The organism is Acidovorax sp., from assembly GCF_046291265.1.
Classification (GTDB): domain Bacteria; phylum Pseudomonadota; class Gammaproteobacteria; order Burkholderiales; family Burkholderiaceae_C; genus Acidovorax.
On the sequence record NZ_JBKBTV010000052.1, the window covers coordinates 1 to 11,788 of the forward strand.

At 65.2% G+C, this 11,788-nt stretch carries 10 protein-coding genes; 5 read left to right on the plus strand and 5 right to left on the minus strand.

What is annotated here, in order from left to right:
* Together ACK41V_RS17500 and ACK41V_RS17505 are read left to right on the plus strand one after the other, a co-directional pair.
* A partial coding sequence (locus ACK41V_RS17500) for a sigma factor-like helix-turn-helix DNA-binding protein (protein ID WP_409784129.1) occupies nucleotides 1–194 on the plus strand: 194 nt, incomplete at its 5' end.
* Nucleotides 191–1,339 carry an ankyrin repeat domain-containing protein gene (locus tag ACK41V_RS17505; RefSeq protein ID WP_409784130.1) on the plus strand — a complete coding sequence of 383 codons (1,149 nt, stop codon included), beginning with the start codon at nucleotides 191–193 and terminating at the stop codon, nucleotides 1,337–1,339. The genes ACK41V_RS17500 and ACK41V_RS17505, both read left to right, overlap by 4 nt.
* Before the next feature lie 205 nt (nucleotides 1,340–1,544).
* Here ACK41V_RS17505 and ACK41V_RS17510 read toward each other — a convergent pair whose 3' ends face one another.
* Together ACK41V_RS17510 and ACK41V_RS17515 are read right to left on the minus strand one after the other, a co-directional pair.
* Nucleotides 1,545–2,414, minus strand: coding sequence for an HDOD domain-containing protein (locus ACK41V_RS17510; RefSeq protein ID WP_409784132.1), 870 nt, complete (start codon nucleotides 2,412–2,414; stop codon nucleotides 1,545–1,547).
* Between the two features lie 237 nt (nucleotides 2,415–2,651).
* Nucleotides 2,652–3,599 (minus strand): LysR family transcriptional regulator, encoded by a 948-nt coding sequence (locus ACK41V_RS17515; protein WP_409784134.1) that lies wholly within the window; start codon nucleotides 3,597–3,599, stop codon nucleotides 2,652–2,654.
* Nucleotides 3,600–3,828: 229 nt separating this feature from the next.
* On the opposite strand from ACK41V_RS17515, the gene ACK41V_RS17520 reads away from it, so the two are divergent.
* Nucleotides 3,829–4,473: an FMN-dependent NADH-azoreductase gene (locus ACK41V_RS17520; RefSeq protein WP_409784135.1), complete on the plus strand. Its 645-nt coding sequence runs from the start codon at nucleotides 3,829–3,831 to the stop codon at nucleotides 4,471–4,473.
* 160 nt (nucleotides 4,474–4,633) lie between these two features.
* Here the strand turns inward: ACK41V_RS17520 and ACK41V_RS17525 are convergent, their stop codons facing one another.
* The 3 genes from ACK41V_RS17525 to ACK41V_RS17535 form a co-directional block, all read right to left on the minus strand.
* Entirely contained in the window at nucleotides 4,634–6,970 is a 2,337-nt protein-coding gene (locus tag ACK41V_RS17525) for a putative bifunctional diguanylate cyclase/phosphodiesterase (protein WP_409784137.1), read from the minus strand.
* Nucleotides 6,971–7,369: 399 nt separating this feature from the next.
* Nucleotides 7,370–8,170 (minus strand): MetQ/NlpA family ABC transporter substrate-binding protein, encoded by an 801-nt coding sequence (locus ACK41V_RS17530; RefSeq protein ID WP_409784186.1) that lies wholly within the window; start codon nucleotides 8,168–8,170, stop codon nucleotides 7,370–7,372.
* Nucleotides 8,171–8,299: 129 nt separating this feature from the next.
* Nucleotides 8,300–9,391, minus strand: coding sequence for a DUF6817 domain-containing protein (locus tag ACK41V_RS17535; protein ID WP_409784139.1), 1,092 nt, complete (start codon nucleotides 9,389–9,391; stop codon nucleotides 8,300–8,302).
* 235 nt (nucleotides 9,392–9,626) lie between these two features.
* Here ACK41V_RS17535 and ACK41V_RS17540 point away from each other — a divergent pair, with 235 nt between their 5' ends.
* Together ACK41V_RS17540 and ACK41V_RS17545 are read left to right on the plus strand one after the other, a co-directional pair.
* Nucleotides 9,627–10,604: an arsenic resistance protein gene (locus ACK41V_RS17540; protein WP_409784141.1), complete on the plus strand. Its 978-nt coding sequence runs from the start codon at nucleotides 9,627–9,629 to the stop codon at nucleotides 10,602–10,604.
* Between the two features lie 132 nt (nucleotides 10,605–10,736).
* Entirely contained in the window at nucleotides 10,737–11,783 is a 1,047-nt protein-coding gene (locus ACK41V_RS17545) for an ArsJ-associated glyceraldehyde-3-phosphate dehydrogenase (RefSeq protein ID WP_409784143.1), read from the plus strand.
* Nucleotides 11,784–11,788 lie beyond the last annotated feature (5 nt).

Here is an 11,788-nt window from a genome sequence, read left to right on the forward strand (position 1 = left end):
AGCAGGCCGCCGCCCTGATTGCCGCCGTGGAGCAACTGCCCCAGGAGCAGCGAGAGGCTTTTCTGCTGCAGGCCGAAGGTGACCTGAGCGTGCAGGATATTGCCGAAGCCACCGGCGTCCATTTTGAAACCGCCAAAAGCCGCCTGCGCTATGCACGGGCCAGCCTTCGGCAACACCTCAAGGAGTTTGTATGACCAGGCCGGACGACGAACTGGTCCGCCGGTACCAGGAAGCCAGCGCGCAGGAGGACGCCCGCCCCGGCACACATGTACGCGACGCCGTCCGGGCGCATGCGCAGACGGTGGCGTCAGCTGCTGCAGCCACGGCCGCTTCGACCGATTTGACCGATTTGACCGCTACAGCGGCCCCCAGCCGTGGCGCCGCCAACCAGTCGCGCTGGAAGATATCGGCCCTGGCCACCGTAGCCCTGGTCGGCCTGACGGGCCTGCTGATGCTGCAGTTCGAGCGCGGAACGCCTGAAGAAAGAGACATCGCCTTTGGCCAGCGGCGGGCGCAGACGCCCGCCCCGGCCGCCGTGCCCGCACCCGAGCCCTCTGCCCCACCTTCCGCACCTTCAGCGCCTGCCACACCTGCACCACCCGAGGGTGCGCGAGGCCCCGCCCAAGACCTGACCAGCCCGCCGCCCGGCACCACCGCACAAAAACCCGCAGCAGCGGCACCCGGTCCCTCCAGACCGCTCGCCAAAGCTGCTCCACCCTCCGCGCCCGCAGCGGCAGAGGCTGTCCCTGCGCCCTCAGAGTCCGAATCGCTTCAACACCCGGACGCAGCCGGTGCGCCATCCGGTTTCCCCGCATCACCGCCCATCGCGGAGCGGCGTGCCATCACGCCGCGGCCACCACCCGCGCCCGCGCCATCGGCAGCAACGCCCCCCCGCGCTGAAATGCGCGAGCGATCCGCGATGCAGGACGAGTCCCCATCCCGAGCACAGCCTGCCCCGCATCCGGCATCACCCTCGGTGGCCCGCAGCCTGCCCGGCGGCAACAACACGGCGAACAGCGACGCTGCAGCGGCCGCGCCTCAGGCCCACAAGGCGCTGGACCCCTCGCTGCAACACGCATTGCGCGATGCGGCCCGCGTGGGCAACGCTCGTGAGGTGGAACGCCTCATCGGCCAGGGAGCGCCCGTGGACGCGCGCGACACTGCAGGCAGGACCGCCCTCATGATTGCGACCCTCAATGGCCACACCGCAGCCGTGCAGAAGCTGCTGGCGCTGGGCGCCCAGACCACCCTGGTCGACGGAGACGGGCTGACTGCCGCCCAGCACGCCCGGCGGTGGGGCTATGTGGCCATCGCCGAGCTTGTCGACGCGGCGCGGTGACGGGTGCGGGTGCTGCGGGCGCTGAGTGTGTTGTACGCATTGCGCACCATCTGAGGTCGGCACCTTGGAACTTGAAACACCCGTTCGGGCTGAGCCCGTCGAAGCCTCGCGCAGCGCTTCGACAGGCTCAGCGTGAACGGCTTCGAATGGATGGGTGCCGACTCCATCAACGGCTTCAGGTCAGCCGGACTTCAAAGACCTGATCTCAAAACCCCACAGCCTCAAAAGCCGGGTGCAACTCATCAATCCAGTGGTTCAGTTCGTCTTCCGACACATCCAGGTACTGCATGCAGGCCTCGCCATGCTCCAGCCATTCGCGCGTCGGGGTCAGGTTGTCGTGGTGGTTGACCAGGTACTCGGCCAGCAGGCCCAACGCCACGAGATGCCGCACCGTGGGGTTGAACCGCTCGTCGCCCAGGCCCGCAAAGTCGTGGTGCAGCCAGATGGCCTGCGCCACGTCGCCCGGAAGGTGCCAGGTGCGCGCCACGATGGCGCCCATCACGGCGTGGTCGGTGCGGTGGCTGGCGTTTTCGGTCTGGGTGAAGGTGCGGTCCTTGCGGGCCAGGGCTTCGGTCACGGTGCCTGCGTAACCGCGCACGGCCTTGACCAACACCGGCATTCCGACATGGCAAAACAGGCCAAAGCTGTAGCCCAGGCCTGGGTCCAGGCTGTAGAGCTGGTGTCCGATGTGCTCACACGCAATGGCGCGGCGTTGCGAGCTTTCCCAGAAATGCTCCAGCAACGGTGACCGCACCATGAGCGCGTTGCGCGTGATGAAGGCCGACAGCAACTCCACCGATGGCTGCAGCCCCAGCACCGTCAGCGCCATGCCCACGGTTTGCACAGGCTGCGCCAGCCCGTACAACGGGCTGTTGGCCAGCCGGATCAGCGCAGCGGCCATGGCGACATCGGACGAAGCCAACTGGTCCAGCGCCACCGAATCCAGTTCGGGCTCGGCCATGATGGCCTGCAGGCGCAACAGCGACTCGGGGCACGGCGGGATCACGATGGCGCGCACGGACGGGTGTACGCGGGCTTGGCGAATGTGCTGGTCGATGGGATGGGCAGAGGTCACAAGAAGGTCTCTGGGCAGCGGTCTGCACATCCATGCGCAGAAACCACCCTTGCAGTTGCAATTCGTTGCATTGTGGCGGCAAAACGCCCCGCTTTTACGCCCTTGCCCGCTGCGCCCGGTCATTGAACCGAAAGGCGTGCACGGGGAAAACCACGCACGCGCTTCAGCGTGTGTATTTGAGTGTTGATGTGAGTGTTTGTGTGAGCGGCTGCACCTTGGGCCGGGAGTGCACGGGTGTCAGATATCCGATCCGTCCAGACCCTGCAGGGCCAAACGGCTGCTCAGGCTGCTGCGCCCCGGCATGGCCTCGCCCAGGTAGTCCAGAAACCGCCGCACCGCAGGCGACAGGCCCCGGCGCGACGGAAACACGGCATGCACGATGGCAGGTGCCGGGGCCCAGTCGGGCAACACGCGCACCAGCTTGCGCTCGCGCATTTCGTCCTGGCACATGTAGTCAGGCATCCAGCACACGCCCGTGCCGGCCACGGCCGCGTATTTGAGGGTGAGCAGGTCATCGGCCACATACCGCGGGGTGTGCTGCACGGTCTGCTGCACGCCACCGGGCCCAATCAGGTTCCAGGTCGAGCGTCCATCCGGGGCGGACATCGAGATGCTGTCGAGCTTGGCCAGGTCGTCCAGCGTTTTGGGCGTGCCTTGCCGAATCAGCAGCTCGGGGCTGGCCACCAGAATCTGGGTGGTGTGGTCCAGCCGCTTGACCACCATGCTGCCGCTGTCATCCACCGACGGGCGCACGCGCAAGGCCACGTCGATGCCCTCCTCTACCAGGTTCACCGCACGGTTGCTCACCAGCATGTCGATGCGCACCTCGGGGTAGGTGGCCAGAAACCGGGGCATCAGTTCGGCCACCACCGTCTGGGCCAGGGTGACGGGGCAGCTCACACGCACGGTGCCGCGGGGTGTGGTTTGCACCTGGGCCACCGTGTCGGCCGCCGCCTGGGCCGATTCGCGCATGGCCTGGCAGTGGCGCAAATAGGCTTCCCCCACTTCGGTCAGCGACAGCTTGCGCGTGGTGCGCTGCAGCAGGCGCACGCCCAGCTGGGTCTCCAGGTCCGACACCCGCCGGGACAGGCGGGATTTGGGAATGCCAAGCGCCCGGCCCGCAGCGGCGAAGCCACCGCGTTCCACCACTTCGGCGAAATAAAGCATGTCGTTGAGGTCTTGCATGGTTAGAGCGTGTTATGCACTTTGACGTGTCCACGAAAGCCGGGGAAAGGCCCGGCAACTAGGCGCAGGACGCCTGATCGTCCTATAGGTAGAACAATCTATCGCAAGTTCCGTACCTTATCAACGATTCGATTGATCCGCACAATTGATTCCATGGCCACACGGTGTGGCTACCGCCCACACAGCGACATCGCTACATCGGCCCCATCGGCTTCTCAGGAGATTTTTCATGCAACTGCTTCACATCGACTCCGCCATCACCGGCGAACAATCCGTATCCCGCCAACTGACGGCCCGCACCGTGGCCGCATGGCAAGCCAGCCACCCCGGCACCACCGTGCAGTACCTGGACCTGGCCGCACAAGCCCCGTCGCATCTGTCGGCCGAATCGCTGGGTTTTCGCACCGGCCAGGCCGCTGCCACCGATGCCGAACGCCGCGAGAACGCGCTGTCTGAAGCGCTGGTCAGCCAGTTTCTGGCCGCCGACGTGGTGGTGATCGGTGCGCCGCTGTACAACTTCACCATCCCCAGCCAATTGAAGGCCTGGATCGACCGCATTGCTCAGACGGGCCGTACCTTCAAGTACACCGACAAGGGCCCCGTGGGTCTGGCCACCGGCAAGACCGTGATCGTCGCTTCAAGCCGCGGCGGCATGTATTCGACCAGCGAAGGGGGCCAGGCCATGGAACACCAGGAGAGCTACCTGAAAGTGGTGTTGGGTTTCTTTGGCATCACCGATGTGCGTTTTGTGCGCGCCGAAGGCGTGGGCATGGGCCCCGACGCCAAGGCCGCAGCCCTGGCCTCGGCCGAACTGGACCTCACCGCCCACACCAACGTGGCCGCCAACCAGGCCCGCGTGTCGCAAGCCGCCTGAGGCCTGCACATATCGGCAGCCTGAGCGACGAAGCCAGAGCCCCAGCGCTCTGAACCCACCCACCCGGCCCCGCGCCGGGTTTTGCTTTTGCGGCGTAAGTTTCAAGCGAAAATGGCCTCTAGCGCTTATCCAATAAGCGCTAGTAGCTATCATTTTTGAATTATTGTGAATCCAATGGCACAGGGTCTGGCTCGCTCAACCCCGGCTGCCCTTGTGGCTGCAGCCAGCGCTCGGCCAGCAGCGCAGGCGGCAGTGCAGGCGCAAACAACCAGCCCTGAAATCGCTGGCAGCCCATCTTGACCAGCAGCTGAAACTGCGCCTCGGTCTCGACCCCTTCGGCCACCACTTCCAGGCCCAGCGTGCGCGCCAGCGCGTTGACAGTGGCGCAGATCTCGCGGTCGTTCACGTCGTGCACGATGTCGCGCACAAACACCTTGTCGATTTTGAGCTCGCCCACGGGCAGCCTGCGCAGCTTGATGAGCGAGGAATGCCCGGTGCCAAAGTCGTCGATGGACAGGCCAAAGCCCGCATTCTTCAAATCCAGCGCAATGCCATAGAGCGACTCGTCGAGCAACTGCGACTCGGTGATCTCCAGCACCAGCCCGGCGGGCGAGACCCCGGCGCGTTCGGCAACCACCAGCAGCGCCTGCGCAAAACCCGGCTCGCGCAGCTGAATCGTGGACACGTTGACCGACACCACCGGCACCTGCCAGCCTTCGGCGCGCCACTGCGCCAGCTGCTGGCACGCGGTCTCGAACACCCACAGGCCAATCGGCACGATGAGAGCGCTTTCTTCGGCCAGCGGAATGAACTCGTCGGGCGGCACGGCCTTGCCGTCCACCGACCAGCGCAGCAGCGCCTCGGCGCCCACGGTCTGGCGCAGGTGATTGAGCTGCGGCTGGTAGACCAGGGTGAACTCGCCGCCCTGCAGCGCGTTGTGCAAACGGCGGCGCAGCTCCAGCCGGCCCCGGGTGATCAGCGTGAACTCTTCAATGTAGAAGCGGTACGAGCCCCGCCCCGCGCTTTTGGTGGCGTGCAGCGCCGAGTGCGCGTGGCGCACCAGCTCCAGGCTGCTGTCGGCGTCGTCCGGGTACAGGCTGATGCCGATGCTGGCGCCCATGTACTGCGCGCCCACTTCGGACAGGTCCCACGGCTGGGCCAGGCCCTCGACGATAGACGCCGCCATTTGCGCCAGCTCGGTGCGCGACGCCGAGCGCTGCAGCATCACGGTGAACTGGTCGTTGGCCAGGCGCGCCAGCAGCCCCTGTCCCGCCAGCAGGGAGTGGATGCGCGCGGCAACTTCGCTCAGCAGTGCATCGCCCACGCGGTGGCCGTAGGTTTCATTCACGCTTTTGAAGTGGTCCAAATCGATCAGCAACAGCGCCACGCGGCGGTCGGGCGACTGCGCGTAAAGCGACGCTTCGGCCACGGCACGCTCCAGTGCATCTTCAAAATAACGGCGGTTGGGCAAACGCGTGAGCGCGTCGAAATGTGCCAACTGGTACAGCTGCCCTTCGTTGCGCAGCACGGCGGCCTCGGCCGCGCGCAGGCGGTGCAGCAGGCCCACCACAATCACCTGTCGCATCGCCGCTAGCAGCAGCACCAGCAGGCAACACACAAAGATCAGCACCTGCAAGCCCGCGCGGCCATCGCCCGCGGTGAACAGCAGCGCCAGCGTGGTGGCCGCCAGCGTCATCGACACCAGCGGCACATAGTTCATGGCCTGATCACACCGGCTGCGGTAAGCCACGTCGCCAGACACCTCAAAACGCAACCACCGCGCGCCCCAGCCCAACGCCAGCGCCGCCAGGCTGAACGTGGCGTTGAACCAGCTGCCCGGCACGGCGGTGTTGTGGATGACCAGCAGGTTCCAGTGCATCCAGCTCAGGCCATAGCCAAACATGCCCAGCAGCACAAGCACATGCGACCGCGTGATGCGCACGCCCACCGTAGGAATCGCCAGCGCCGTCACACCCGCGGCCGTCAAAAAACCCGCCGGGTACAACACCAGCAAAGCCCCCACCGCCAGCGACTGCACCTCACCCGACGGCAGGTAGATCACCAGGGTAAAGGCCACCAGCGCCAGCACGGCACCGCCAAAGTCGAGCGCCGCGGGGTAAGTGCGGTCACGCGGCAGCCTGGCAAACGCAGCGCGGATGACGGTGAACGCCCACAACGGGCCCACAGCCAAAAAAAGCAGGTCGGCGGGTGCGGGAAAAGGGTTCCAGCCCAGCGCCACCTGCAGGTTCCACACCACCTGCCCCAGGGCCATCAGCAACGCGCCGGTGAACAACCCGGTGTGCAGGGAGCGCTCGGAAGGCGGCACTTGTGCGCGGCCACGCCACGCCAGAAACGCCGCCAAACCGATGGACACCGTCCAGGAGGCGTTGTCCAGAAACAGCTGCACGCGGGTGTCCTGCACCCAGGGCGACGCGGCGTACAGCAGCGCGCAGGCAACGATGCAAACGGCGGTGAATAGGCGTTCTGCGAGGGGCATGGGCGGGGAATCGCAGGCGGGGATTTGTTACCGGACGTTAACCCCCATTGTGGGTGCAAGCGCGGTTTGCCGAATCTCCAACCATTCGCGTGGGGTACTTCTGCCCATTTCTGCCCACGCTCGGCCCGGTGCACCCGCGCCGTATGGGCGGGTGTTTTTACAGTAGCTATCAATAAAATAGCACCTGGCGCTTATTGGATAAGCGCCAGGTGCCAATTTGGCTTGATAGGGTACCCGCCTCAGCTAGACCGTTCGACCGGAGCCTGTCGAAGGGCTGTTCGCAAAAAGCGCCCTGGCTTCGACAGACTCAGCCAGAACGGTTGGGGCAAGGGACGCTGCACGGGTTCGCGCCGCTCACGCCAACTACACCGATCCCACAGATGCCGCAGGATGCTGTGATCAGAAACCCGGCAGCACCGATCCCTTGAACTCGGTCTGGATGAACTTCTTCACTTCTTCCGAGTGGTAGGCCTTCACCAGCTTGGCAACCCAAGGCTTGTCCTTGTCGGCTTCGCGCACGGCGATCAGGTTGACGTAGGGGCTCTTGGCGTTTTCTTGGGCGATGGCGTCCTTGCCGGGGTTCAGGCCTGCGGACAGCGCAAAGTTGGTGTTGATGGCCGAGGCGTCCAGATCGTCCAGCGAGCGGGGCAACTGGGCGGCGTCCAGCTCCACAAACTTGATCTTCTTGGGGTTGCTCACCACATCAAGCGGCGTGGCCTTGAGGTCGGCGCCGTCGCGCAGCTTGATCAGACCCTTGTCCTGCAGCACCAGCAGCACGCGGCCGCCGTTGGTGGGGTCGTTCGGGATACCGAACTTGGCGCCTTCCTTCAAGTCTTCGAGCTTCTTGACCTTTTTGGAATACAGGCCAATCGGGAAGTTGACGGTGTAGCCCACCGACACCAGCTTGTAGCCCCGGTCTTTGACCTGGGCATCGAGGTACGGCTTGTGCTGGTAGCTGTTGGCGTCCAGGTCACCGGCCGACAGCGCGGCGTTGGGCTGCACGTAGTCGCTGAATTCAACGATCTGGATCTTGAGGCCGTCTTTTTCGGCGACCTTTTTCACCTGTTCAAAGATCTGCGCGTGGGGGCCGCCAGTCACGCCCACCTTGATGGGCTTGTCCTGCGCCATGGCGCCGGTCGAAAAGCCAGCAGCGACAGCCAGGGCGAGAGTGGTTTGCAGCAAATTGCGCTTGTTCACGATGATTACCTTTGGATAAGAGATGAACGCATCCTAGGGTTTTCCCGATAAAACTCAAACGAATAAGTTGTCATTTTCTTAGACGACTTACCGTATGAAGCGGCTCGCGCGGCGCAAGCGTGGTCAGGCCGGTTAGGGCCGCAGTGCGACGTTGTTCAGCTTGTCCAGCCGCTCGGGCCAGGTTTCTTCCACCATGGCGCCCTGCAACAGAATGCGCGTCCACGCAATCCAGGCGTCCCACTGCACGCGTTTGTCCCAGGCATTGCCCCAGGCGCTGAAGAGGTGCAGCGCGCTCGATGCCACCGCCTTGGCGTCGTCCCTGCGGCCGCTCGACAGGTACAGCTGGGCCAGCACCATCTGGGGCTCGGCCACCCAGGGGTTGTGGCGGATGGCGCTCTCCAGCACGCCGGTGGCCACATCCATGTCCACCAGCGGCTGGTCTTGCTGGATGACAGACCAGTACAGCGAGGTGGCCGCTGCCTCGTTGGCGGCAGACAGGTGCTGGCTGCAGTCGGCAAACACGGGCGGCAGCGGCAGTTGGTCTCTCAGGCCCGGGTGCTGCAGGGCTTTGCCCAGCGCGCTGATCTGGTGCAGCATGCGGCCGCTGGGCCGCATGGGGCCGGGCCACAACGATGCCGCCCAGTGCGCAGACTGCGAGCGCGGTTGCACATGCGGGAAGCGCGAAAAAATATCGTCCTGCCAGCTGAACCACTGCTCGATGGTGTCGGCCATGCTGACGATGATGAAGGCTGCCACCTCATAGGGCGTGAGCACGTGGCGCTTGCCGTCTTTGTCGTCCAGCACCATGCTGCCATCGGCCTCCAGCGCGTGGGCCAGCACCTTTTGCACAAACTGCGTGCGCGACTGGGTGCAGAACAGGTACACGAGGTGTTCGGCCGACTCGCCCGCCAGGTCGCGCACACGGGCGCGCTCTTTGGCGGGGTCGAACTTCACCAGGTCGACAAACGCATTGCCATACACGCTGTGCAGCAGGCCCAGCAGGCGCACATCGCGCGGCTGCTGCCACAGCGTGAGCGACCGGGCCACGCCCACCAAATGGTGGCGAAACGTGCCGGCCTTGTGCCAGTCCTGCCCCACGTTGCGGGCCAGCACGGTGGGCAGCACGGGGGCCAGGTCGGCGTCCCGGGCCAGCCACTCTTCGTCCAGCATTGGCAGGGCGCGGGCCAGCAGTTCGGTGTCCAGGGGATGAAGGGGCAAGCTCATGAAAGGTGTCTCCGTCGTTCGGTGGGTCGTTCAGTCTATAAAACCGCGTGGTGCAAGTATCGCGGCTCGGCACCGTGCGCTGTCGTGGCGCCGGTTCTTCAACGCCAAAATATGAGTCAAAATGGCCTCTAGCGCTTATTCAATAAGCGCTAGTAGCTATCATTTTTACAAATCCCATTCAAACAGCCATGCCCGCCCTGCCCCTTGCCCCACCGGCCAACCCGGTCGCACCCGAGTGACCCGCCTCGCGCTGGAGCGCCACCAGGTCTGGGTGTACCTGCTGGCCATTGCGCTGGGCCTGGGGGTGGGCAGCCTGTGGCCCGCCGCAGGCCCTGCGCTGGAGGCCTTGCTGTGGCCGACGCTGGCGGTGCTGCTGTTTGCCACGTTCATGCAGGTGCCCTTGTTGCAGTTGGGCAAAGCACTGCGCGACCGGCGTTTTGCAGCGGCGGTGGTCATCGGCAACTTTGTGGTGTTGCCGCTGCTGGCCTGGGTGCTGGTGGCGTGGCTGGGCATGCTGGGCGCATCGCCCGCAGTGCGCCTGGGCGTGTTGCTGGTGCTGCTGGTGCCCTGCACCGACTGGTTCATTACCTTCAGCCAACTGAGCGGCGGCGATGTGCCACGTGCCATGGCCGTGACGCCGCTCAACCTGGTGCTGCAGTTGTTGCTTTTGCCCGCCTACCTGTGGTTGATGGGCGATGCCACCACGCTGGTGTCCTTCCACCTGGCCACGCTGGCGCCCGCGCTGCTTGTGGTGGTGGTGCCGCTGGCAGGTGCCGCCGTGGCGCAGCGCACCTTCAAAACCCACCCCAAGGCCGACGCGGTGCGCGAGGCGCTGGCCTGGACGCCCGTGCCACTGTTGGCCGTGGTGGTCTTTTTGATCGCCGGAGCGCAAGTGAGCACCGTGTGGCAAGGGCTGCACGTGCTGCCGCAGGTGGTGCCGGTGTTTGTGGTGTTTTTGGTGGCGGCGGCGCTGGTGGCCAAGGCGCTGGCGCGCTGGCTGGCCTTGCCCGCTGCGCAGGGCCGCACGCTGGCATTCAGCCTGGGCACCCGCAACTCGTTTGTGGTGCTGCCTTTTGCGCTGGCCCTGCCCGCCGGGTGGGAGGCCACAGCGGTGGTCGTCGTGGTGCAGTCGCTGGTCGAGTTGTTGGGCATGGCCGTGTACCTGTGGTGGGTGCCGCGCAGGCTGTTTGTGGGGTCTGCAGAAACCGACTGAGCGGGTAGCTGGGCCTACCCATTGCCGGGCCGAAGTCATCAAACGGACACACAAGGCAACGATAATTCAACAATTATCGAAATATCAAACCATACACCCCACTGGGTGCGGCAGATGGTCAGGAGTTCACCCATGAAAATAGGTATCAACGGCATGGGCCGCATCGGCCGTCTGGCACTGCGTGCCGCACTGGGCGCAGCCCACCGCCCCCACAACGATCCGCGTGGCGCTAACCGCTTGGAGGTGGTGCACCTCAACGAGATCAAGGGCGGCGCCGCTGCCACCGCCCACCTGCTGGCGTTTGACACGGTGCAAGGCCCCTGGCGCGCAGACATCGCCGCCGAGGGCGACGACGCGATCCGCATCAACGACCAGCGGCTGTCCTTCAGCAGCCACGCCACCACCGCCGATATCCCCTGGGGTGACCTGGGTGTGGATGTGGTGCTGGAGTGCACGGGCAGGTTCCTCATCCCCGAAACCCTGCAAGGCCACCTGGACCGCGGCGCCAAACGCGTGATCGTGGCGGCGCCGGTCAAAACCGGCAACGTGCTCAACATCGTGGTGGGCGTCAACCACCACCTCTACAACCCGGCCAGCGACCGCATCGTGACTGCCGCGTCGTGCACCACCAACTGCCTGGCGCCTGTGGTGAAAGTGGTGCATGAAAACCTGGGTATCCGCCACGGGCAGATCACCACCATCCACAACCCCACCAACACCAACCTGGTGGTCGATGCCCCGCACAAAGACCTGCGCCGCGCCCGCAGCGCCATGATGAGCCTGGCACCTACCACCACGGGCAGCGCCACGGCCATTGCGCTCATCTACCCTGAACTCAAAGGCAAGCTCAACGGCCACGCCGTGCGCGCGCCAGTGCTCAACGCGTCGCTGACCGACTGCGTGTTTGAGCTGCAAAAGTCCACCACCGCAGAGGAGGTGAACGCGCTGTTTGCGGCTGCCGCTGCACACGGCTCGCTGGCGGGCATCCTGGGCTATGAAGAGCGCCCTCTGGTCAGCGCCGACTACGCGGGCGACACGCGCAGCTCCATCGTCGATGCGCTGTCCACCATGGTCACCGACGGCACGCTGCTCAAGGTCTACGCCTGGTACGACAACGAAATGGGCTACGCCTGCCGCATGGTGGACTTGGCCTGCCACATGCACAGCGCGGGCATCTGACCGCC